Consider the following 22233-nt stretch of genomic DNA (forward strand, 5'->3'; position numbering starts at 1 on the left):
ACTGCAATTCGGGTATCTGAAGGTTTGCGAACGAAAATGATCACGCTGAAAACAGATAAAAAACGTCTGGCGCTTTTTATTGCTCTGGTCTGTGCCTCTTCATGTGTTGAAGCGGATGAGGCCATTGAATTTAATACCGACGTACTGGATGCCAGCGACAGGCACAATGTCGATTTGCAGCGTTTTTCCGAAGGCAACTTTGTGACTCCCGGAGAATATCTGCTGGATGTTCGTATTAACAGCCAGGAGATCCCTCAGCAGTCGATTCGTTATATCGTCGACCCTGCCAACCCGCATAAATCCATGGCCTGTCTGACGCCACAACAACTTGAATTACTGGCGCTCAAAGAAGAGGCGCTGACCTATATTCACCCGATCAGCGCGGCCTGCTATGACATTTCCCGCCTGCCGGGTGTGGTGCTGAATAATAGCGCCGGCGTACTGGACATTACCGTGCCTCAGGCATGGATGAAATATACCGATCCAGACTGGACGCCGCCGGAGCGTTGGGATAACGGTGTCGCAGGGCTGATTTTTGACTACAGCGTTTCAGGTCAGGCCACACATTACGAGCAGGGCGGCGATCGTTATCGCTCTCTGTCTGGCTATGGACAGACTGGCTTTAACCTCGGCGCGTGGCGTTTTCGTGGCCAGTATCAAGCCAATTACGCTTCGGATGAGAACCGAGGGCGAATCGATTGGGATCAGATCTATGCCTATCGCCCGTTACCGATGCAGGCGGCAAAACTGACGCTCGGCGAAATCTACCTGAATTCTCAGGTTTTTGATTCGGTACGTTTCACCGGGGCGAACCTCGCCAGCGACGAACGCATGCTGCCGCCGAATTTGCAGGGCTACGCGCCCGAAGTACATGGCATCGCGCGCAGCAATGCGAAGGTCACTGTCAGTCAGCAGGGGCGTGTTATCTATCAAACCACCGTTCCTGCGGGGCCATTTAATATTCAGGATCTGCACGGCTCGGTACGCGGCACGCTGGATGTTCGCGTCGAAGAGCAGGATGGCAGTGTACAAACCTTTCAGGTCAATACGGCCGATATTCCTTACCTGACGCGCCCGGGCTATGTTCGCTACAACGCCGCGGTCGGTAAGCCATCGCGTTATAACCACGACGTCCAGGGGCCTGCGTTTTATAGCGGTGATTTTTCCTGGGGGGTCAGCAATGCGTGGTCGCTGTATGGCGGCGCGTTGCTCACTGGCGATCGTTATAACGCCTGGTCGATGGGGATTGGGCGGGATTTGAGCTGGCTGGGTGCGCTGTCGGCTGACGCGACGCAATCCGTGAGTCGGGTGAAGCATCAGGCTGAACAAAAAGGGATGTCCTTTAAGCTCAGCTATGCCAAAACCTTTGATGAGTACAACAGTGCCATCACCTTTGCTGGTTACCGCTTTTCACAGCGTAACTTCCGCACCTTCTCGCAGTTCCTTGACGAGCAGTATGAAAATAACAACAGCGCCGGCAACGAAAAAGAGATGTACACCATCACCGGTAACAAGACCTTTTTTGCTGACGACCCGCAATTAGCGACCACGCTGTACCTGACTTATACCCACCAGAATTACTGGGATCGTGGCTCTCAGGATCGTTACGGGTTGTCGATGGGACACAGCTTTTCGTTCGCAGGCATTCAGGGGATCAGCGCCAACCTTGCCGCTTACCGCTCTGAGTATCAGGGCAAACGGGACGACAGCCTTTCGCTGTCCATTTCGGTGCCATGGAGCGATGGCCGCTCCATGGATTATGAAGTGCAAAACAGCGGCAACCAGACCAGTCAGATGGTTTCGTATTCCGATAACCGCGACCGTAACAATCCATGGCGACTGCGCGCAGGGGTTTCCGGTGAAGGGCACACCGCGTTTGATGGTTACTACAAGCATCGCAGCATGATGGCTGAGCTTGAGTCTAACGTCAGCTGGCAGCAATCACGTTATTTCTCCGTTGGCGGCACGATGCGCGGCGGCTTTACCGCAACGCGTCACGGCGCGGCGCTGCATAACAGCCAGGCGTCAATGAATACCGCCAGGGTGATGGTTGATACCGACGGTGTGGCGAATGTACCGCTGAACGGTGAACAGGCGCACTCAAACCGCTTCGGTATTGCCGTAGTACCGGACGTCGTCAGCTATCACAGCTTTGATACCCGTATCGATGTAGACGCAATGGACGAGGATATTTCCGCGACCAAAGCCATCGTCACCAACACCCTGACGGAAGGCGCGATTGGTTATCAGCGCTTCGCCGTGGCGCAGGGGCAAAAAATGATGGCGCTGCTGCGCCTGAAGGATGGCTCTGTACCGCCGTTTGGAGCCGAAGTGTTTAACGCCAACGGTGTCAGCGTCGCCATGGTGATGGAAAACGGCATGGCCTGGATTGCGGGTGTGAATCCAGCTGAGCGTCTTTCTGTTGCCTGGGGCGGTCGTGCTCAGTGTCACTTACAGGTGCCGCAACAAATCAACCTGGAGGGTAACGTGCTGTTGCCTTGTGAATAATTTCAATAACCTGAATGAATTTTGTCATGAAAAATAAAGCTTTTTACTCCGTGCAGCGTTGGCTGAAACCCGTGGCCTGCGGTCTGCTTTTTATTGCAGAGATCAACGCCTCATGGGCGGGTATCGCACTTGACCGTACGCGCCTGATCATCACCGGTGATGCGCGCTCTGTCAGCGCGAACTTAACCAACACCAGTCCGAGCATTCCGTTTCTGGCTCAGTCGTGGGTGGAAGACGCCAATGGAACAAAAATTACTTCGCCGCTGATGGTTTTACCGCCGCTACAACGGATTAACGGCGGGCAAAAGGGCATTGCACGTGTGACGAAAACCAGCGGTATTAACGCTCTGCCACAGGATCGAGAAAGTCTGTTCTACCTGAACGTGCGCGAAATTCCGCCCAAGCCGGATAAGCCGAACGTTCTGCAGCTGGCGATGCAGTCGCGTATCAAACTGTTCTACCGTCCGACCGCCATCGTGCCGGAAACACCGGGCGCCGTGTGGCAAAACCAACTGGTCTTTCATAAGCAGGGCCTGCGCTGGAGTGTGGATAACCCAACGCCGTACTTCGTCACCTTGATCGGCTTAAGCCGCAAACCTGAAGCTCAGGGCGGCGACAGGCTGACTGACTTCCCTGGGGTTATGGTTTCACCAAAGTCCTCTCGCGATTTCAGTGTGACCGACGGCAGCGTTAGCCAGTTCAGCATGATGTATGTGAACGATTTTGGCGGTCATCCCGAATTGAAATTCAGCTGCACAGGCAATGTGTGTAAAGCATTGCCAATGGAGCAACAGCCCCGGTAACAGGATTCGTAAATGAAAAAGATGCTTTGCGCTCTGCTGATGGCGGGCATGGCCTGCTCGGTTCAGGCCACAAGCGGTCGCCAGGATATGAGCAACGTGTCCGGTGAGTATGGCAATGTCCGCTTTCATGGTCGGGTATTCGTTTCGCCGTGCGTGCTGGATATGGCCTCCCGCGATCAGACTATCGATCTTGGTGATATTTCCGCCAGCCGATTTCGCCAGGGCGGCGATCGCAGCGATCCGGTATTGGTTACGCTGTATCTGAACGGCTGTTTAAAGGGCTCCGGTCATACCTTAAGGGATTTTCCCGGGCAGACCAGTGAGATGCCTGAGCTTGCTTACAGCACGGTGGAGCGTGGTGTTTCGATGACGATGATGGCTGAAGGCGCACCGGAAAACAGCGATTTGGGGCGCATTCGTGGCGATGTTCGCGGCGCGGGCATCCGGCTACTGACTGAACGTAAGCAGTTGATCCACCTGAATCAACCGCAACGCATGTGGATCCTCAAACCGGGCGATAACGCCATTCATTTTCTTGCCGCGCTGGAATCTTTTGGGCGAGAGGTGACTGCCGGAGAATTTAACGGTCTGGTCAGACTTAAGCTGGAGTATCTATGAGCGTATTGCGCAAAATGCTGCTGTGGGGGGTGCTGGCAGGCTGTCCTCTGACCGGGCAGGCATTTACACAGGGAGAAGGTGAGCCGGAAGGTGGGGCGCCGCATCAGTACGATATTGAACTGAACTCGCTGGATGTCAGCAAAAACCACGTGGGCGGCAGAACGGAGCCGTTTCCCTGGAATCTTGGCAGTTGGTATGTAGTGGATTTTCACTGCGAACAGGCTGACATCTCCCGACAACCGATTTACTACACCACCACGACCACGATGCCGCCTTCCAATCAGGGAGCGAACCGTTTTCGCCTAAACGAGTATCTGGATGTGGAAGTACAGGTGTGGGTCGCCGGGCGTTATAACAACTACGTTCAGGCACCTTTTACCAATTTTTCAAATCGTTATAACGATCATAGCTGCAAAAAGCGCAAAGGTTACGAGCGGGCTACCAACATAGAAAGTGGTTCAAAAGGGAAAGTGACGTTTATTGTCACAAAACCCATTATTAATGGCATCAATATTACCTCCCAGTCGCTGGTGGAGGTTGCTGGGCGCTTAGGGGATGCTGGTCCGACGCCGACAACGCCAATTTCCCGCGTGGTGATTAAATCCGGGCTGATTACCGTACCGGACAAATGCACCTTCAACCGGGGAGACAAAATCAGCATTGAGTTTGGCGATTTGCCAGGATCCGCTGCCCGGCTCAACGGCACTAACTATAGTAAGCCAATCCCTATACATGTGGTGTGTGAGGGCGGCAGCTTCGATCAGGGCGCGCTGAATATCAATCTTGGCGTGCAAACGACCACGGCGTCAGGCACAGCGGGATTTAACGGTAATCTCCTCGGCACGTTAAGCGGCGGACAAAAACGCGACGATCTCGGCATTATGCTTAAAGACGAGGGTGGTGGCACCGTCGTGCCCAATCAATTTTACAACGTGAAGGGGTTTTACCAGAATCAGGGCGACTGGAATCTCACCGCCGCGCCGGTGGCAAAGCCGGGCGTGGGAAGTGTGAAGGAAGGTGAATTTGAAGCCTCTGCCACCGTTGTCGCGCAGTTTCAGTAGGGGGATGTCATGAGATTCTCGGCGTTATTCGCGACCGTTATGTTGCTGCTTGGCAGCATGGCACAGGCCGACACCAAACTGGTCGGCGGCGATATGTATTTTCACGGCACCATCAGAGCGCTGGCCTGCAGCCTTGCACCGGGTGGCGACAAAATCGAGGTCGATTTCAAGCAAATCGCGACGCAGGATCTCTATCTCTCGGGGCGCAGTAAGCCGGAAAAATTCAGCATCCAGTTACGCGACTGCAATCCTGAGGTTTTCCGTGGGATCTCGGTTACCTTCAGCGGTCGTGAGGATGCGGAGCTGGCCGATCATCTGGCGCTGGATAGCAGTGAACAAGGCGGCGCGTCAGGGATCGGGATTGGGATGAGCGAAGAGGACGGCACGGCAATCCGCCTTGATGAGAGCACATCAGTCAAAGAGATAACAGAAGGTTCGATGACGCTGAATTTTTTGGCGTGGGTCGCCGCGGAGCCATCGGCGATAAAAAATCAGTCTCTCGAATACGGTCCGTTCAGCGCCAGCGGGACCTGGACGTTGAACTACCAGTAGCATGATGAACGTACTGAATCGCATTGCGCCGCTGCCTGCGCAGAAATTATTGCTCGGTATTAGTCTGTTTTTCTGGTGTGGGGCCATGCATTTCTACTGGCCGAACAACGGCGGCAGCGGTCTGTCGTTGCCGCTTAATATTACGAGCTGGATCTACGCTGTTGTACTGGCTGCAAGCGCATTGATGCTGGCGCCTCGTCAACGCTGGCGCATCACTGTGCCAGCTGCGGGTTTTACGATCGGGGCGTTCATCCTGATGTTGCTTTGCCTGCTAACACCTGACGTCAGGCAGGCCGAGGCACTACTGGTGGCGGGGGCGTTACTGGGAGGTGTGAGCGTCTATCTGGTCACATTGCAAATTCCTCTCACGGCAAACACCCTGACGGCACTGCTGGCCCTGCTATGGGGGGCTTGCGTGATTGAATGTCTGGTGTTTGTCTATCAGTACTGGCATTTGCCGGGTGTTGATTACTGGGAGTTTGCCTGGCGACGTGGTACACGGCCTTACGGCATTTTTCAACAGGTCAACCTGCTGGCCAGCTTTACGGCCTGTGGCGTGTTGCTGTCAGCCACGCTCTTTTTACGGCTGCGCGACGGGTATCGAATTGTCATCGGGGTTGGCCTGGTGATGATGGGATTTGTGCTGCATGAATCCCAGTCGCAAACCGGTTACCTGTCTCTGGTAGTCGGTGAAGTGCTGCTGCTGGCGGTTTTCCCGGCGCAACGGCGTACGTTGTTACTACTCCTGTTACCGTTGGCGTCAGGCATGGCGACGGGGTCGCTCGCTCGCCATTTTTTGTCCGTAGCAACGGTCGATCATTTCACCACTTCCCAGGTGCGCTGGACGGTACTCAAAACGTCGTTGGCATTATTTGCCGAACGCCCGTGGACGGGGTGGGGTGTGGGCAGTTTTGCCGCCGTGTTTCTCGAACGTGCGGGACCGTTGGGGTTGAGCAGCATCTCGCATCCGCACAATGAACTGGTGTTATGGCTGGTGGAGGGCGGTCTGGTTGGGCTGGTGGGAGCGCTGTGTTTTATTGCGAGTGGTTTCTGGCTCTGGAGGCATGGAAATCGTTGGCGTCGCGCCTGTCTGGTGGCGGCGCTGCCGGTGGTGATTCATATGCTGACGGAATACCCCGTCAGGCAGTCAACGCCGCATTGGCTACTGCTGATCCTGTTGCTTCGATGTGCAGACAGCGACCGAGCTGGAATACGCCTGGCGCTTACCTCGACGTGGCTGATTCGCGCGCCAGGGGTTATCTCGCTACTGACAGTCGCGCCATTGCTGCTTCTCACGCTGCATACGCAACAGCAACTGACGCTGGCGGAGAGGCAGTCATCGCAGTGGCATCTTGCCGAATCGCTCCCTGTAGGAGGCTGGCTTCTTACCAGTCGCTATCGGTTTGATGTCCAGATGGGGTATCTGCAACGGTATCAGCGTACTCGGGACGCTCGTTGGCTGGAGGCGGTTCGCCGCTGGGCGCCTGACTATGTGCGCGTTCACCCAGACCCTAATGTCTCCTTCACGCAAATCTTGCTGGCGTTGCAACAGCGCGACCTTGTCGAGGCGCATCGTCTGGCGACGCGCTTTTGCCTGATATACCCGAACGATCGCCGTATCCCGTGGCTGCAGGATGCACGACGTCCTTTTAATAAAATACTGGAATGATATGAACAGATTCAGCGAACAGGCCCGTTATGTACCAGAACTTCCCCGCAACGCCGAACTGCTGCAGATCACTGGGATCCGTTTGCAGCGCATTCATTTTTTTGATGACATATCGCTGGATGTCTGTGAAGTGTTAAGTCAGGTACGCACTCCGCTTCCACTGGATTTGTTTTTTAAGCACCTTTCAATTGCGGCAAAACAGCAGCTTTTTCTATGGCAAATGCAACGGGTGCTGGCTCTTTCTGGAAGCTATTCGTTGAATTTATCCGTCAGGATGCTGACCTGTCTGTCATGGGTCACGCGTCTCACAAAGCAGGTGCATCAGGGGCGGATTGTTATTGAGATTCAGGATCCGGGCTCCATGATGCGGCTGGAGAAGGCAGAGCAGCAGGCCGTATGCATCGCCGTAAAAACGCTGGTGCGTCACGGGTTTCGCGTGTGGCTGGATGATGTTTCACCTGAGCTATTTTTTGTCTGGCGGCTGTCGGGCATCCGTTTCGATGCCATCAAAATTGAAAGTGGAATGTTTCATCAGTTCAGAACATCGGAGTGGCAGTTGAGGGTTCTGGTCAATCAGTTTCGTGGGCTGGGTGAACGGGTTGTCATTGAGGGGGTAGAAACGCCACAGGATTATGCCATTTGCCGTATGAGCGGCGCAGATGCTGTACAGGGTTTTTTGTTTGAACAGGCGATTTTACCGAAAAGCCTGAATCATTGCTGATTCAGGCCATGAAAATTACTCGCTCAGCGTCTGTGCGATGTCTTTTTGCACCTGCTGGCGCTGTTCTGGAGTCAGCACTTTGTTCAGGTCAAAATAGTATTTCACGCGATAATAACGCGCCTGCTGTTCGATGTTGCTGAATGCCGAAAGCTGTTTTTTGACGGCTGCTTCATCCCACTTCCCGGACTTGATGACGTCAATCAACGCGCCGTCTTTAACATCCTTCACCGAAATCTGGCTTACGTTGGTTTCAAGCTGCTGGTGCAGTTTTTTAATCTGCGCAACCTGGTCAGTGCTCAACTTAAGATGTTGTACTATCGGATCCTGGGCTGGAGCCGGAACATTAGATGTGGTTGCTGCAAGCGTGCTAAAAGAAGCGCCAGCCACGGTAACTGCCAGCAAAGTCATGCGTAAGAAGTTCTTCATGTCGAGATCCTGATAAGGGAATTATTAACATTGTCAGTCACTCGCTGGTTACGAGTGATTATCTTTTGCAGGATACGATGCCCACCGCATGTCGCCACACGAATTTGTTTTGCGGTTGGTTACGGAGTGAAACAATCCCGCCACGGAAAAACGTTGTGCAGCGGGAGTGAAGGCGATAGTTATAGCGTGAACGGGTCGGCGTCCTGCCAGGCGGGAAATTTCTCGCGATATTCACGCAGCGCTGAGAGAGACAGTTCTGCGTCAATGCGTGTGGCCTGATGCGGCTCGGCGGTGGCGATAATCTCACCCTGCGGATTAATCACCCGGCCGTCACCGCGATAATGATGCCCGTTACCGTCAGTGCCCACGCGGTTACATCCTGCTACATAAGCCTGGTTCTCAATCGCTCGTGCGGCGAGCAAAACCTGCCAGTGTAGCGAACGCGGCGCAGGCCAATTGGCAACATACAACGCAAGGTCGTAATCGTTGCGATTGCGCGACCATACCGGAAAACGCAGGTCGTAACAGACCAACGGCAGAATGCGCCAGCCGCGCCATTCAACAATAACGCGCGCGTCACCCGCCTGGTAATGCTGGTGCTCATCCGCCATGCGGAACAGATGGCGCTTGTCGTAGAAATGCACATTACCTTCGGGTTCAACCAGCAAAAAACGATTCACCGGCCCCCGTTCAGACTGTATCGCCACGCTACCTGCTATCAGGGCATTTGTCTGCTGCGCTTTGCTACGCATCCAGCTTACAACTTCTTCTTGCGGCAACGATTTATTTGCCGCTTCCATGGCAAATCCGCTGGTAAACATCTCAGGCAATACAATGACATCACGTCCGGCGACGGTTTCCAGTTGTCGGTCAAAATGGCGCAGGTTGGCCGGGCCATCCATCCAGATCAATGGTTGTTGCAGCAGAGTAATTTTCAAACCAGGCACGATCGAGGCTCCTCGTTGAACAACATTTTGACACTGTAGCATGAGCATTAATGAAAATGTGGCAATAAAAAGCCCCGCATTAAGCGGGGCTAAACGTCGTGCGAGTGTCGTTATGCGGCTTCGACTTTACGCACTTTCTCTGGCAGCTTTACCGGCTGAGTCGCCAGCTCCTCGGGTTCAAAGTCATCCACGTTGATACTGCGCAGGCGGCTCGCTTCGGCTTTCACCAGAATCGCGGCTTCATCTTTATCAATCAGCCCTTTCGCCAGCGCATTGTGCGCCAGTTCGTCGAGACGGGTAAATGGCAGGTTTTTACCCAACTCTTTACAGATCCGCTGGTGGATTGGGTCGGCTGCAATCACGTCCAGCAGCGCCTCTTCCAGCAAACCAACCGGGTTATGCTCGCTTGGCGTCAGATATTGACCGCGACCAATACGAGAACGAGTAGCGCTCGGAACCTGCAAAATCTTCGCGACTTTATGATCCAATTTGTCAGACGGTGCATGGTAGTGGCGACCGGTAGGGAAGATAACCACATTCAGCAAGCCCGCGACCAGACGGTTCGGGAAGTTCTTCAGCAGATCGTCCATCGCCTGTTCCGCTTTGTACAACGCATCCTGAACGCCCCAGTGAACCAACGGCAGGTCCGCTTCATGACGGCCTTCGTCGTCATAACGCTTCAGCACCGCGGAGGCCAGATACAGCTGACTTAACACATCGCCCAGACGTGCGGAGATACGTTCACGACGCTTCAGACTACCGCCCAGTACAGCCATAGATATATCTGAAAGCAGGGCCAGGTTGGCACTCAGACGGTTCAGGTGCTGGTAGTAACGTTTGGTCGCATCGCCAGTTGGCGTGCTGCTGGTTAAACCACGCGTCAGGCCAAGCCAGAAGCTACGCACTTTGTTACTGCCGACGTGACCGATGTGTTTGAACAGCAGCTTGTCGAACGCATTCACATCGTTACTCTGTGCCGCAGCCATCTCTTCCAGAACATACGGATGGCAGCGAATCGCACCCTGACCGAAGATCATCATGCTACGGGTCAGAATGTTGGCACCTTCAACGGTAATAGCGATTGGCGCACCTTGATAAGCACGGGCGAGGAAGTTGCTTTCGCCAAGCATAATGCCTTTACCGCCAGTGATATCCATCGCATCGATGATTGACTGCTGTCCGCGGTGGGTGCAGTGATATTTCACGATGGCCGACAACACCGCCGGTTTTTCACCCAGCATAATGCCGTAGGTAATCAGTGATGCTGCAGCGTCCATCACGTAGGCGTTACCGGCAATACGTGCCAACGGCTCTTCAATACCTTCCATCTTGCCGATAGAGATTTTGAACTGGCGACGAATGTGCGCATACGCGCCGGTGGCCATCGCGACCGATTTCACGCCGCCCGTCGAGTTAGATGGCAGGGTAATACCACGTCCCACAGACAGGCATTCCACCAGCATGCGCCAGCCCTGACCGGCCATTTTCGGACCACCGATGATGTAATCAATTGGTACAAACACATCTTTGCCCAGTGTCGGACCGTTCTGGAACGGCACGTTCAGCGGGAAGTGACGACGCCCAATTTGTACACCTGGCGTTGAGGTTGGGATCAGCGCACAGGTAATGCCAAGATCTTCTTCGCCACCCAGCAGTTTTTCCGGGTCGGAGAGTTTAAATGCCAGACCCAGCACGGTAGCGATAGGCGCCAGCGTGATATAGCGTTTGTTCCAGGTCAGGCGCATACCCAGCACCTGCTGGCCCTGCCAGTCGCCCATACAAACCACGCCGGTATCAGGGATCGCGCCTGCGTCGGAGCCGGCTTCCGGGCTGGTCAGAGCAAAGCATGGGATCTCCTGACCGCGAGCCAGACGTGGCAGATAATGATTTTTCTGCTCTTCGGTGCCGTAATGTTGCAGCAGTTCGCCTGGGCCTAATGAGTTAGGCACGCCAACGGTGATCGCCAGGATCCCAGAAACGCCGGAGAGTTTCTGTAGAACGCGAGCCTGAGCATATGCTGAGAATTCCAGCCCGCCGTACTCTTTCTTAATGATCATCGCGAAGAAGCGGTGTTCTTTCAGATATGCCCACAGTTCCGGAGGCAGATCCGCGAGTTCGTGAGTGATCTGAAAGTCGTTCGCCATGCGGCACGCTTCTTCCACTGGACCATCAATAAACGCTTGCTCTTCAGCAGTCAGATGCGGCTGAGGATAGTTATGCAGTTTTTTCCAGTCAGGCTTGCCCTGGAACAGGTCACCTTCCCACCAGGTCGTACCAGCATCAATCGCTTCTTTCTCAGTACGCGACATCGGCGGCATGACTTTACGGAAACCGCGGAACACCGGTGCAGAGATCATAGATTTGCGCATCGGCGTAAAGTTAAACGGTACGAGAATAATGGCCAGAGGAACCAGCAGCCAGACTGACCACAGGCCAGCCACGCCAAGCGCGGCCGTCCAGGCGAGCAAAATTAAGCTGCTGAGGAATAAGCTCACGCGGTGATAAAACAGAACGCTGAGCAGAACAACCGTAGCGATAATACTCAAAATCATCATAACGAAAAGCTCCCTTGCTTGTAGGAGGTCTGACCACTTGTGATGATATGGTTGTAGTGGATGTAAATTCTTTTAGCAATGTGTTTACAAAATAATTACAACAAAGCTCACATTGTTGCTGTTTTAACCGGCACAAAAAATCAAAAGCCGTAGCCATTCCTGTGGCTTGTACTTCTCGCTGGTAGCGCTATCCGGTACACTGCACCTTGTCATTTACATTCATGCTGAAGGATATCCTCATGTACCAGGATCTTATTCGTAACGAACTGAGCGAAGCGGCGGAAACGCTGGCTAATTTTCTTAAAGATGACGCCAATATTCACGCCATTCAGCGCGCGGCGGTCCTGTTGGCAGACAGCTTTAAAGCCGGCGGTAAGGTACTTTCTTGCGGTAACGGCGGTTCCCATTGCGACGCGATGCACTTTGCCGAAGAGCTGACCGGACGCTATCGTGAAAACCGTCCTGGTTACCCTGCTATCGCTATCTCTGACGTCAGCCATATCTCCTGCGTCAGCAACGATTTCGGTTACGATTATGTGTTCTCTCGCTACGTAGAAGCCGTGGGTCGTGAGGGAGATGTCCTGTTAGGCATCTCGACTTCGGGTAATTCCGGTAACGTAATTAAAGCGATTGCCGCAGCGCGTGAGAAAGGGATGAAAGTTATCACCCTGACCGGTAAAGATGGCGGCAAAATGGCGGGCAGCGCGGATATCGAAATTCGCGTGCCGCACTTTGGCTACGCTGATCGTATTCAGGAAATTCATATCAAAGTGATTCATATCCTGATCCAGTTGATCGAAAAAGAGATGGTTAAACCATAAGAAGACGATTGCCGGATGGTGGCTGAAGCCGTATCCGGCCTACATGAGCGCCACGTAGGCCTGATAAGCGCAGCGCCATCAGGCAGTTCACGGTTTTAAGGTAGGTGATGTATGTGCGAACTGCTCGGGATGAGCGCCAATGTGCCAACCGATATCTGCTTTAGCTTCACCGGGCTGGTCCAGCGCGGCGGAGGTACCGGGCCGCACAAAGACGGCTGGGGTATTACGTTTTATGAAGGTAAGGGCTGCCGTACGTTTAAAGATCCGCAACCCAGCTTTAATTCGCCTATCGCCAAACTGGTACAAGACTATCCCATCAAATCCTGTTCCGTGATTGCCCATATTCGTCAGGCGAATCGTGGAGAAGTCGCGCTGGAAAATACCCATCCATTTACCCGTGAACTATGGGGACGTAACTGGACGTATGCCCATAACGGGCAGCTCAGCGGTTATAAATCACTGGAGACCGGTAATTTCCGCCCGGTCGGTGAAACCGACAGCGAAAAAGCCTTCTGCTGGCTGCTCCACAAGCTGACGGAGCGTTATCCGCGCACGCCTGGCAATATGACGGCGGTGTTTAAATATATCGCGATGCTGGCAGGAGAACTGCGGGAGAAGGGCGTCTTCAACATGCTGTTGTCTGACGGACGTTATGTGATGGCCTTCTGCTCGACCAATTTGTTTTGGATCACGCGTCGTGCGCCGTTTGGCGTGGCGACATTGTTGGATCAGGATGTGGAGATTGATTTTAGCTCAGAGACCACACCCAATGATGTGGTCACCGTGATTGCCACTCAACCGTTAACCGGCAATGAAACCTGGCAAAAGATTATGCCAGGCGAGTGGGCATTATTTTGTCTCGGGGAGCGTGTAGTTTGATGCCAGTTGCGGCTGAACGACTTCGTGGCTCAACGGCTTGCTGACGACGTAACGACCATCGACGACGGAAACGGTCGGTGGTTTACGTGTTTGTTCAAAGTAATCGTATCCCGGCTTTAACTGGGCCCAGAAATCTTTGTAATACGAGAACTTATGGCGCTGCATGTTGGCATCGGTCATGCGGAACGGGTAAATGCTAACCTGTACGCTGGACTGCCCGAACACCAGAGCTCCGGTCACAAACTGGAAAATCTCATCAATGCCGTTGTCGGTCATTGCGTAGCAGCCGACGGAAACACAGGCGCCGTGGATCATCAGGTATTTACCTTCATAACCGTGGGCGCGATCGTAGGCATTAGGGAAACCAATGTTAATCGCTTTATAGAAGCGGCTATCCGGTTTCAGCTGTCCACGCTGAACGCTGTAAAACCCTTCCGGACTTTTGAAATCACCCTGACGCTGTTTCGGCCCTAAGCCACCGGAATAATTACAGATCTTATAACTGTCGAGCAATTGATACTGTTCGCCCATCTTGACGTACAGATCCAACGTTCGCTCTTCTTTGAAGATCTGGATATAAACGGGGGAGCCCATTAATTGCTGCTTATATTCTTTGCTGACAGGCGTAGTCGGGCTGCTGCTGCTCAGCAAACCGGCAAACGAAACGCACGGCAATAAAAGCATCGCAAGAAAAAATGCGATTTTACGCATACTGCTTATTCCTTGATAAAACGATCACACACGCCAGGACGGCAAAAGAGTCCCCAAATCGGATAAATCTGGATCTGGAGCGCTCACATTATCACCCAGAGAGTTTTTCGCAAGTCTCTCGTGCTGCGTTTACACTTTAGATTTTCTTTATACGGATAATTGTGCTTAAAGTCTGTCAGACACTGGCGTATTTTGCGGGTGAGCGACCGTCATTGAGCCCTATTAGTGAAAAATTCCTAATGTATTGAATTTAAAAAATTAATACTTTAATAATCAAATATTAAAATGGAATACCCGGTAATAGCGGTAGACTGCGCGGAACGTGTTTGATTAGGTATTTTTGTTTTCATGTCTTTTGTCTCTGCACCCCGACGCTTTTTGCCGGGTCTGCTGTCTTTGTGTGTTGTATTGTCCTTACCGTCTGTCGCCAAAGTTCAGCCCCTCTTATCTGACGCCCATGTAAGCTATGCGGCGCAAATGCGCATGCGTAATCGTGCCCGGCTGCTGAAGCAGTATCACGCACAGGTAAAAAAGCAGGCAAGCTACGTGGTGGAAGGCAACGCAGAAAGTAAAAGCGCGCTGCGCCAGCAGAACCGGGCACTGATTAAACAGCATCCGGAGTGGTTCCCTGGCCCACTAAAAGCCAGCGACCATCGCTGGCAGGAACTGGCTGAGAATGACCATTTTCTCAGTAGCAATCATCTACACAATATCACTGAAGTGGCCATCCACCGACTTGAGCAACAGCTAGGTAAACCCTATTTGTGGGGCGGTACCGATCCGGATGAAGGGTTTGACTGTAGCGGGCTGATTTTTTATGCCTACAACAAAATCCTGGCGGCAAAATTGCCCCGGACAGCGAATGAAATGTATCACTATCGACGGGCAACGATTGTCGCTAACCGCGATCTTCGCCGTGGTGATTTAGTGTTCTTTCATATTCACAGCCGGGATATTGCCGATCATATGGGCGTCTATTTGGGGCAGGGACAATTTATTGAATCACCGCGGACAGGAGAAACAATTCGGGTGAGCAATTTATCCGATGACTTCTGGCAGGATCATTATCTAGGCGCTCGTCGTATTCTTACGGAAAATACGATTCTGTAATCAAAAAGGCGGTGTAATGACACCGCCTCGGCAGGCGTTAACTTAACGCCCCCATGATCTTTAATTCCAGTTCATCCGGAACTTCGTTATAAGACAACACCTGTAGGCCCGGGGCAAACAGGCGCGCATAGCGCGCGAGCAAAGGACGTAACTGCGGCGCGACCAGCAGCACAGGCTCTTTCCCCGCCGCTTTCATCTGTTCTTTTATCTGCGGCATATTGGTCTGAAACTGATTCAGCATATTGGGATCGACCGGCACGCTATCCAGCACCACTTTTCCACTTTGCTGAGCCTGATTCACCACATTCGCCAGCAGATTCTCCAGTTCACTGTTCAGCGTATATACGGCCAGCTCATCTTTGCGCACAAACGGGTGGGTAATGCTGCGACGGAGCGCCAGACGCACATCCGCCGTTAACAAAATATGATCTTTGGTCACGGTGCTACTGGCGACAAGTACGGTGGCTATGGTGACGATATCGCGCAATGACACACCTTCGATAAGCAGCGCCCGGTACACTTTCAAGAGCTGGCTGTAATTCAGCGCTGCGCTCAAATCTTCCGCCAGACGTGGCGCCATAGAAGAAAGGCGGTTATGCAACTGCGTAATGTCATCGTAATTAAACAGCTCTGGAATATAGTTACGAATGATCTTATTCACATGCGTCGCAATGACGCTGGCACTATCAATAACCTGGTACCCCATATTTAACGCTTTAGCTTTTTGCGCCGGAACAATCCAGGTGACCGGCATACCATAGGCCGGATCGTGGCCTAAAACACCGTCGATCTCGCCATAGGTTTCACTGGAGGGCAGCGCCATCAGCTTATCTGCGGGAATATCGGCTTCATCGGCCTTGATCCCATTGATAAAAATGGCGTACTGGGTCGGTTTAAGGCGGAAGTTTTCGCGGATGCGAATTTCCGGCAGCAGTACGCCGTTCGTGTCTGAGATCACCTGTCGCACACCGCGAATGCGTTGAGTGAGCGGATTCCCTTTGGATTTATCGACCAACGACACCAGCTTATATCCCAGGCTCAGGCTGATAGGTTCTATTAAGGGGATAGTTTCCCAACTGACCTGTTGCTCGGTGGTTTCAGCGATGGTTTTGGTCAGCGTTTCGAGATTTTTCTCTTCGGTCTCAGCCACCTTCGGTCGCTTGCTCATGCGCCAGGCGGTGAATCCCAGCAGGGCGCTGAAAATCAGGAAGGGGAAATGCGGCATCCCCGGCACCACTGCCAGCACAAACATAATGCTGGTGGCGGTATACAGCACGGAGGGGCTGGCCAGCAGTTGGCTACGTACGTCCGTGGCAATATCGCCGCTGTCGCTTACGCGGGTGACGATGATCGCTGCTGCTGTCGACAACAGCAGAGAAGGGATCTGGGCGACCAGGCCGTCACCGATGGTCATCAGTACGTATTGCTGGAAGGCGGCTTCGGCGCTTAAATCGTATTTAAAGATCCCGATACAGACGCCGCCGATCAGGTTGATAGCCAGGATCATCATCCCGGCGATGGCATCGCCGCGCACGAACTTTGACGCACCATCCATCGCGCCATAGAAATCCGCTTCGCCCGCTACGTCTTTACGTCGCGCTTGCGCCTGCGCCTGATTAATCAATCCTGCGTTCAGATCGGCGTCGATCGCCATCTGCTTACCGGGCATGGCGTCCAGCGTAAAACGGGCAGAAACTTCGGAGATACGCTCCGCACCTTTGGTCACCACGATAAAGTTAATGATCATCAGAATGATGAACACCACAAAACCGACGACAAAGTTACCGCCGATCACCACCTGACCGAAAGACTCAATCACCTTACCGGCAGCGCCTGCGCCCATATGCCCATGCAGTAACACCACGCGTGTTGACGCCACGTTCAGGGTCAAGCGCATTAAGGTGGTGATCAGCAAAATGGTCGGGAACAGACTGAATTCGAGTGGGCGTTTTGCGGAAACGGCCACCAGCAGCACCATCACCGCCAGCACGATGTTAAAGGTGAACAGAATATCCAGCAGGGCCGGTGGTAACGGCAGGATCACCATCGCCAGGATACACAGTATAACCAGCGGAATGCCGATGTTACCGTTACGCAGCAGCGCGAGGAATTGTTTAGTTGTTTTCGGCATCCAGTTTAAGAACCTCTTTTGGAATGGAAATATGTCTGTTCAGAGAAGGGCGGGCCTGGGAACCATCACGCCAGTGTTTCATTTGCAGTACATAGGTCAGGACGTGTGCAATCGCCCGATACAGTTGAAATGGGATCTGTTGATTCACCTGGGTGGTGTAATAAACGGAGCGTGCCAGCTTAGGAAACTCAACGATTTCAATATTGCTTTCTGCCGCTACCTGCCTGATATACAGCGCGATTTCATCGGTGCCTTTGGCAACCACGAAAGGCGCTGCGGCGCGTGACTGGTCGTACTGTAGCGCCACGGCATAGTGGGTTGGGTTGGTGATCACCACATCGGCTTTTGGCACAACTTTGCGAATTTGCCCCATCGCCATTTGCCGTTGCAGGCGACGGATCCTGGCCTTAACCTCGGGTTTACCTTCTTGATTTTTATACTCTTCTTTCACTTCCTGTTTCGTCATCTTCAGCCCTTTGGTGAACATTTTTTTCGCCAGAGGGACATCGATCAACGCGAAGAAAACAAACAGGATGACAAAGTTGCGCATGATGCTGCTGTACAGCGCCAGACCATCACTGATGGCCTGTTTGAAATGAAGCTCTTGTAAGCCGAGAAACGCGGCAACGTTATTGCGTACGCTGATCCATAGCATCACCAGCAGCACTATCGCTTTGAGCGTCATCTTGCCGGTATCCACCAGATGATCGGTAGAAAACAGGCGACCAATACCTTTGAGCGGGCTTAATTTGCTAAAGTCCGGCAAAATTTTCTTCGGCAGGAATAGCCAGCCTCCCGGAACAAGTGAGGCAAACAGCGCGGCAACCGGCATGGGTAACAGCGTCAGGATGAATTTCCCCAGAATCAGCAGATGGTGTTCAAGGAACTGACCGATGATGTCCGGGTCATTAATGTTCTGCGCGTACTGATGCACGCTGATAAAGCTTTCACGCACGAAATCTTCGTACCAGGGAAAGCTGCTGGAGATCACCATAAACGCGGCAAACAGACTGGCGGCAAGCCCCATATCTTTTGAACGCGGTATTTGTCCCTCTTGTCTGGCCTTGCGAAGTTTTTGCGCCGAGGGTTTTTCTGTTTTTTCTTCGCTACTGTTATCCGCCATAGTGCCCCTTCAGCGCGTCAAGCTGCTGTAAGACGAAATTCGCCAGGTGCAAATAGTGGTCGGGCAGGTTGTAAAGCAGAGTCGCAAAGCAGATCAGGCCCGCCAGCATGTTAATGGGAAAACCTAATGAGTACAGGTTGAGCGGCGGCGCAATACGGTTTAGCAGACCAAAGCAGCCCTGAACAATCAGCATGATAAAGGTTGTCGGCAGCGCCAGCAGCGTGGCGGCAGCGAATACCCAGCCCAGCGCCAGAGAAATCGTGCGCAGAGATTGCGGATGCAACGCATTGCCAATCGGCCAGTAAGTAAAGCCTTTGAATAAAATGCTCACCAGCAGCAGATGCCCATCCATGGCAAAAAACAGTATCACCGCGTAGATGTTGATCATTTCCGCCAGTACCGTCGTTGACGCGCCGCTGCTGGGGTCGTTCATCACCGCCATGCTCATCCCCATATTAAAAGAGAGGATTTGGCCCGCCAGTTGTAGCGCTAAAAATAAAAACTGCAGCATCAGGCCGAAAAGTATTCCCCACAGAAACTGCTCCGTGGTCAAAATAATACTGTTCATCGACAGCAGGCTGGTGGGCACCGGGTGGGGGATAAGCGGCGTAATGATAAAGGCCAACGCCAGTGACAAAATAATGCGTATACGTATGGTCAGCGCGGCATTATCCAGTACTGGTGCGTAGTGAATAAACGCCATAATGCGTACGAAGGGAAACCACATTCCCAGTATCAGATTACTTAACTGTGTAATATCGGTTTCGCGCATGTCAGTGCACCAGAATGGCGGCCTGAGTGAACAGATGCACGCAGAGATCGCTCAACTGGACGATCATCCATTTTCCGCAAATACCCAATACCGCGAGGGTGACGATTAGTCTGGGTAAAAAACTAAGTGTTTGTTCGTTAATCTGCGTCACAGCCTGAAAAATGCTGACCAACATACCGACCAGCAGGCTGGGAACGACCAACACACAGACTAAAATGATCACAACTTTTATACCGCTGGCAACGATGTCTGCGGCTACATCAATGGTTAGCATGTCTGATCTCCGTTAGCCCAGTCCCAGACCGCGAATGCTGGAGGTCAGCGTCCCAACGGTCAGCGCCCAGCCATCAATAAGCACAAACAGCATCAGCTTAAAGGGCAGCGAAACGATCAGCGGTGACAGCATCATCATCCCCATCGCCATCAGTACGCTGGCGACGATCAGGTCGATCACCAGGAACGGAATGTAAATCATGAAACCTATCTGGAAGGCGGTTTTGAGTTCGCTTAGCACATACGCCGGGACAATAATGGAAAGATCCTGATCGACTGCATTCCCTTTCGCGTTGGCGATCTCCATGATCTGCGCTATCGCCTTTTTGTTAGTCTGCGCCAGCATAAAGCGCTTCAATGGCGAGGCGGCAGTGCTTAGCGCGTCGGGGAGCGTGATTTGATCGTTTTCAAAAGGGACAACGGCATGATCGTAAATATTGAGCCAGACTGGACGCATTACCAGCATGGTTAACGACAGCGCAATGCCAATCAATATGCGGTTCGGCGGCGTTTGTTGCAGCCCTAACGCCTGACGCAGCAGAGAAAGAACAATAATAAAACGGGTAAAACAGGTCATCATCAGCACCAGGGTAGGCAGAATGCCCACCAGGGTCATCAGGATCAAGACCTGGATTTTTACGCTGTACTCCTGGCTATTTCCGTGTGAAATCACATTCAGCAACGGGATATCTCCCCCTTGCGCGCAGGCAAAGGGAGAAAGGATGAGTAACGAGATACCCAGTAAGAGCGTGAGTGTTGGCGCGCGTTTCATGGTGCAAGGTCGTTGATTTCATGCGTGTTGAATTCAAGGACGCGCAGGCCATATTTTTCGTTAACCACAACCACTTCAGCCTTACCTAGCTGGATATTATTGACCTTAATATCCAGCGGTTCACCGGCGAGTTTATCCATCTCAATGACGGTGTCGTCATCAATGTTCAGCAGGTCGGCCAGCATCACCTCCACGGACGAAACCTCCAGCGTTAGCGTGACCGGAATACGTTTGAGTAATGACATCGACTCGGAAAAACGGTCTTCTAAACGCGCCACCAGCTTTTCTGTAACAGACGGCGCGGATGGCGTAGTAGCTTCGGGGGCTAACTCGAAACCTTGCTCTAAAATATCTTCTGGCTTACTCATAGGATTTCTCCGTCTTGCTCGTTAATTCGGATAAAAACAGTTTGTCTTTATCCTCTACGATCAGGGCATTAAATAATTCGGATTTCCCGATATACACAGGGAAAGTATCAGGCATCGCAATCGGTAAAATATCGCCGGGTTTAATCGTCGTCAGGTCGGCAACATTCAGCGGAATTTCTGCAATCTTCACGTTCATGGTCAGCGGCAGCGTATGGATAATTTCTTTGATCAGCGTTTTTTTACGCGTCTCGGCGCTGGCTTTATCAATCTGCTTTTTTTTCTCGCCGTGCTCGCTATGGCGGATTAAATTCAGAATGTAATCGGTATGCGAATCGTCCAGTAAGATGCGGAAACTGCAATTCTCATCATCACCTAATACAAATGTAAGCTGATAAGCCCAGTGGGTTTGTATGGTGCTGCTGTCGGGTTTGAGTGTCAGTGGAATACCGGATATATTTTTATTAAAAATGGTATTACAAATATCCAGCGCCAGTCTGCTTCGCAACCGGATTTCTGTTTTGGTTGGTAAATCATCCTGTGGCTTCTCGTCGGCGAGAGATGATGCCAAACCATAAAAGTTACCTAATAACATTAACAATAATGCGCGGTCGATATCAAAGGCCAGATGCCCAACCTGAGAAACTAATAATTCCGCACTTTTATTGATAACATCCATCTCACAGTGTATTTTTTTAAGTGTTATATTTGTGCGATGTTTTTTCAGGAAGTAGTTTCCAAGATGTGATTCAATTGTATCAAAACTTCCCGTAAACATAGTCGGCAGACGATGATATGGACGTCCAAGCCGGTTTCCTTCAAGTTTAAAGATTCCGGGCGTTTGACTATATTTCAGCATGGTACGCTTTCTCAGCTGTAATTTCTGGGGCGGTTGAATTGATATCAAATCCCGCGGTTATCAAAAGAAATTCAAATTCGCTTAATTTATTGTTCATCCTTGACGCTATTCTCATAGTGTTGAAGTCCATTAGATACGAAATACCGTACCCACTCACGTCTATGGAGTAGGGCTGGATATTAGATATTTTACCCCTCTCCTCTGCAAGTTATTAATGGCGTTAGGTTGTAATTAAAAAATAATTAATTACATATACGTGATGTTTCTCGCTTACTGCTTGTCGCAGATTAGGCTTCCCCCTTATGTCTATTTTTTACGCCACCACTAACGCAATGTATTGTTTTTAAAGGAATAATGTTTTTATTATCTTTTAATTTGAGATTGTTAATGGTACTGGTGTTAGTATTTTTTTAGGAAAAACCCTATTTGAAAATAGTCTTCAATAGGGCTGCCCTTTGATGGGGTGGTAAAACATGAGCAAGGATGGGATTAAGACATGGCACGGGCGATATCTATTATTCGATGATTGTGCTTTGGAATGATTTGTATATTTCTCG

At 51.9% G+C, this 22233-nt stretch carries 21 protein-coding genes; 10 read left to right on the forward strand and 11 right to left on the reverse strand.

Annotation, left to right across the window (positions count from 1 at the left end):
* The first annotated feature begins 36 nt into the window (after positions 1-36).
* The 7 genes from OGV71_RS08430 to OGV71_RS08460 are packed head-to-tail and all read left to right on the forward strand — an operon-like array spanning position 37 to position 7932.
* The gene (locus OGV71_RS08430) at positions 37-2508 is read left to right on the forward strand and encodes a fimbria/pilus outer membrane usher protein (protein ID WP_204584067.1); all 2472 of its coding nucleotides are present in this window, start codon (positions 37-39) and stop codon (positions 2506-2508) included.
* 14 nt (positions 2509-2522) lie between these two features.
* Positions 2523-3311: a fimbrial biogenesis chaperone gene (locus OGV71_RS08435; RefSeq protein ID WP_081366233.1), complete on the forward strand. Its 789-nt coding sequence runs from the start codon at positions 2523-2525 to the stop codon at positions 3309-3311.
* 12 nt (positions 3312-3323) lie between these two features.
* On the forward strand, positions 3324-3929 hold the full coding sequence (locus tag OGV71_RS08440) for a fimbrial protein (protein ID WP_032948581.1): 606 nt from the start codon (positions 3324-3326) through the stop codon (positions 3927-3929).
* Entirely contained in the window at positions 3926-4990 is a 1065-nt protein-coding gene (locus OGV71_RS08445; protein ID WP_204584065.1) for a fimbrial protein, read from the forward strand. The genes OGV71_RS08440 and OGV71_RS08445 overlap by 4 nt, the downstream gene beginning before the upstream one ends.
* 9 nt (positions 4991-4999) lie before the next feature.
* Complete coding sequence (locus OGV71_RS08450) at positions 5000-5542, forward strand: fimbrial protein (protein ID WP_032948583.1); 543 nt, start codon at positions 5000-5002, stop codon at positions 5540-5542.
* A gap of 1 nt (position 5543) precedes the next feature.
* Positions 5544-7211, forward strand: a complete 1668-nt coding sequence (locus OGV71_RS08455; protein ID WP_110249249.1) for an O-antigen ligase family protein — start codon at positions 5544-5546, stop codon at positions 7209-7211.
* A gap of 1 nt (position 7212) precedes the next feature.
* Positions 7213-7932: an EAL domain-containing protein gene (locus OGV71_RS08460; protein ID WP_204584063.1), complete on the forward strand. Its 720-nt coding sequence runs from the start codon at positions 7213-7215 to the stop codon at positions 7930-7932.
* 15 nt (positions 7933-7947) lie between these two features.
* On the opposite strand, the gene OGV71_RS08465 is transcribed toward OGV71_RS08460, so the two are convergent.
* The 3 genes from OGV71_RS08465 to fadE form a co-directional block, all read right to left on the reverse strand.
* The gene (locus tag OGV71_RS08465) at positions 7948-8358 is read right to left on the reverse strand and encodes a Spy/CpxP family protein refolding chaperone (protein WP_016149590.1); all 411 of its coding nucleotides are present in this window, start codon (positions 8356-8358) and stop codon (positions 7948-7950) included.
* A gap of 179 nt (positions 8359-8537) precedes the next feature.
* Positions 8538-9305 carry an amidohydrolase gene (locus OGV71_RS08470; RefSeq protein WP_032937062.1) on the reverse strand — a complete coding sequence of 256 codons (768 nt, stop codon included), beginning with the start codon at positions 9303-9305 and terminating at the stop codon, positions 8538-8540.
* Between the two features lie 110 nt (positions 9306-9415).
* Positions 9416-11860, reverse strand: coding sequence for an acyl-CoA dehydrogenase FadE (gene fadE, locus OGV71_RS08475; protein WP_048216814.1), 2445 nt, complete (start codon positions 11858-11860; stop codon positions 9416-9418).
* A gap of 239 nt (positions 11861-12099) precedes the next feature.
* Here fadE and lpcA point away from each other — a divergent pair, with 239 nt between their 5' ends.
* A complete protein-coding gene (lpcA, locus tag OGV71_RS08480) occupies positions 12100-12681 on the forward strand; it encodes a D-sedoheptulose 7-phosphate isomerase (protein WP_003031390.1) in 582 nt (193 codons plus the stop codon).
* 111 nt (positions 12682-12792) lie between these two features.
* A complete protein-coding gene (locus OGV71_RS08485) occupies positions 12793-13560 on the forward strand; it encodes a class II glutamine amidotransferase (protein WP_003031388.1) in 768 nt (255 codons plus the stop codon).
* On the opposite strand, the gene dpaA is transcribed toward OGV71_RS08485, so the two are convergent.
* Positions 13531-14271 (reverse strand): peptidoglycan meso-diaminopimelic acid protein amidase, encoded by a 741-nt coding sequence (gene dpaA / locus OGV71_RS08490; RefSeq protein WP_003830823.1) that lies wholly within the window; start codon positions 14269-14271, stop codon positions 13531-13533. The genes OGV71_RS08485 and dpaA overlap by 30 nt on opposite strands.
* 348 nt (positions 14272-14619) lie before the next feature.
* Here dpaA and OGV71_RS08495 point away from each other — a divergent pair, with 348 nt between their 5' ends.
* The gene (locus OGV71_RS08495) at positions 14620-15381 is read left to right on the forward strand and encodes a C40 family peptidase (RefSeq protein ID WP_204584061.1); all 762 of its coding nucleotides are present in this window, start codon (positions 14620-14622) and stop codon (positions 15379-15381) included.
* Positions 15382-15418: 37 nt separating this feature from the next.
* On the opposite strand, the gene flhA is transcribed toward OGV71_RS08495, so the two are convergent.
* From flhA to OGV71_RS08530, 7 genes are read right to left on the reverse strand one after another with little or no spacing between them, the layout of a single operon-like run.
* Entirely contained in the window at positions 15419-17512 is a 2094-nt protein-coding gene (gene flhA, locus OGV71_RS08500; protein WP_046669740.1) for a flagellar biosynthesis protein FlhA, read from the reverse strand.
* Complete coding sequence (flhB, locus tag OGV71_RS08505) at positions 17496-18635, reverse strand: flagellar biosynthesis protein FlhB (protein ID WP_086503711.1); 1140 nt, start codon at positions 18633-18635, stop codon at positions 17496-17498. The genes flhA and flhB overlap by 17 nt, the downstream gene beginning before the upstream one ends.
* Positions 18625-19407 carry a flagellar biosynthetic protein FliR gene (fliR, locus tag OGV71_RS08510; protein WP_003838861.1) on the reverse strand — a complete coding sequence of 261 codons (783 nt, stop codon included), beginning with the start codon at positions 19405-19407 and terminating at the stop codon, positions 18625-18627. Before fliR ends, flhB begins: the two co-directional genes overlap by 11 nt.
* 1 nt (position 19408) lies before the next feature.
* A complete protein-coding gene (locus tag OGV71_RS08515) occupies positions 19409-19681 on the reverse strand; it encodes a flagellar biosynthetic protein FliQ (RefSeq protein WP_003838859.1) in 273 nt (90 codons plus the stop codon).
* Positions 19682-19693: 12 nt separating this feature from the next.
* Positions 19694-20452 carry a flagellar type III secretion system pore protein FliP gene (gene fliP / locus OGV71_RS08520; protein ID WP_086529052.1) on the reverse strand — a complete coding sequence of 253 codons (759 nt, stop codon included), beginning with the start codon at positions 20450-20452 and terminating at the stop codon, positions 19694-19696.
* On the reverse strand, positions 20449-20820 hold the full coding sequence (locus tag OGV71_RS08525; protein ID WP_286533051.1) for a FliM/FliN family flagellar motor switch protein: 372 nt from the start codon (positions 20818-20820) through the stop codon (positions 20449-20451). Before OGV71_RS08525 ends, fliP begins: the two co-directional genes overlap by 4 nt.
* Complete coding sequence (locus OGV71_RS08530; protein WP_086503713.1) at positions 20813-21676, reverse strand: FliM/FliN family flagellar motor switch protein; 864 nt, start codon at positions 21674-21676, stop codon at positions 20813-20815. The genes OGV71_RS08525 and OGV71_RS08530 overlap by 8 nt, the downstream gene beginning before the upstream one ends.
* Positions 21677-22233 lie beyond the last annotated feature (557 nt).

This window comes from Citrobacter sp. Cf088 (genome assembly GCF_030334295.1).
GTDB lineage: Bacteria > Pseudomonadota > Gammaproteobacteria > Enterobacterales > Enterobacteriaceae > Citrobacter > Citrobacter freundii.

What these genes read in the sequence shown, in the direction of transcription:
- OGV71_RS08430 (WP_204584067.1), top strand. Translation starts at nt 37, where the DNA reads ATGATCACGCTGAAAACAGATAAAAAACGTCTGGCGCTTTTTATTGCT.
- OGV71_RS08435 (WP_081366233.1), top strand. Translation starts at nt 2,523, where the DNA reads ATGAATTTTGTCATGAAAAATAAAGCTTTTTACTCCGTGCAGCGTTGG.
- OGV71_RS08440 (WP_032948581.1), top strand. Translation starts at nt 3,324, where the DNA reads ATGAAAAAGATGCTTTGCGCTCTGCTGATGGCGGGCATGGCCTGCTCG.
- OGV71_RS08445 (WP_204584065.1), top strand. Translation starts at nt 3,926, where the DNA reads ATGAGCGTATTGCGCAAAATGCTGCTGTGGGGGGTGCTGGCAGGCTGT.
- OGV71_RS08450 (WP_032948583.1), top strand. Translation starts at nt 5,000, where the DNA reads ATGAGATTCTCGGCGTTATTCGCGACCGTTATGTTGCTGCTTGGCAGC.
- OGV71_RS08455 (WP_110249249.1), top strand. Translation starts at nt 5,544, where the DNA reads ATGATGAACGTACTGAATCGCATTGCGCCGCTGCCTGCGCAGAAATTA.
- OGV71_RS08460 (WP_204584063.1), top strand. Translation starts at nt 7,213, where the DNA reads ATGAACAGATTCAGCGAACAGGCCCGTTATGTACCAGAACTTCCCCGC.
- OGV71_RS08465 (WP_016149590.1), bottom strand. Translation starts at nt 8,358, where the DNA reads ATGAAGAACTTCTTACGCATGACTTTGCTGGCAGTTACCGTGGCTGGC.
- fadE (WP_048216814.1), bottom strand. Translation starts at nt 11,860, where the DNA reads ATGATGATTTTGAGTATTATCGCTACGGTTGTTCTGCTCAGCGTTCTG.
- lpcA (WP_003031390.1), top strand. Translation starts at nt 12,100, where the DNA reads ATGTACCAGGATCTTATTCGTAACGAACTGAGCGAAGCGGCGGAAACG.
- OGV71_RS08485 (WP_003031388.1), top strand. Translation starts at nt 12,793, where the DNA reads ATGTGCGAACTGCTCGGGATGAGCGCCAATGTGCCAACCGATATCTGC.
- dpaA (WP_003830823.1), bottom strand. Translation starts at nt 14,271, where the DNA reads ATGCGTAAAATCGCATTTTTTCTTGCGATGCTTTTATTGCCGTGCGTT.
- OGV71_RS08495 (WP_204584061.1), top strand. Translation starts at nt 14,620, where the DNA reads ATGTCTTTTGTCTCTGCACCCCGACGCTTTTTGCCGGGTCTGCTGTCT.
- flhA (WP_046669740.1), bottom strand. Translation starts at nt 17,512, where the DNA reads ATGCCGAAAACAACTAAACAATTCCTCGCGCTGCTGCGTAACGGTAAC.
- flhB (WP_086503711.1), bottom strand. Translation starts at nt 18,635, where the DNA reads ATGGCGGATAACAGTAGCGAAGAAAAAACAGAAAAACCCTCGGCGCAA.
- fliR (WP_003838861.1), bottom strand. Translation starts at nt 19,407, where the DNA reads ATGCGCGAAACCGATATTACACAGTTAAGTAATCTGATACTGGGAATG.
- OGV71_RS08515 (WP_003838859.1), bottom strand. Translation starts at nt 19,681, where the DNA reads ATGCTAACCATTGATGTAGCCGCAGACATCGTTGCCAGCGGTATAAAA.
- fliP (WP_086529052.1), bottom strand. Translation starts at nt 20,452, where the DNA reads ATGAAACGCGCGCCAACACTCACGCTCTTACTGGGTATCTCGTTACTC.
- OGV71_RS08525 (WP_286533051.1), bottom strand. Translation starts at nt 20,820, where the DNA reads ATGAGTAAGCCAGAAGATATTTTAGAGCAAGGTTTCGAGTTAGCCCCC.
- OGV71_RS08530 (WP_086503713.1), bottom strand. Translation starts at nt 21,676, where the DNA reads ATGCTGAAATATAGTCAAACGCCCGGAATCTTTAAACTTGAAGGAAAC.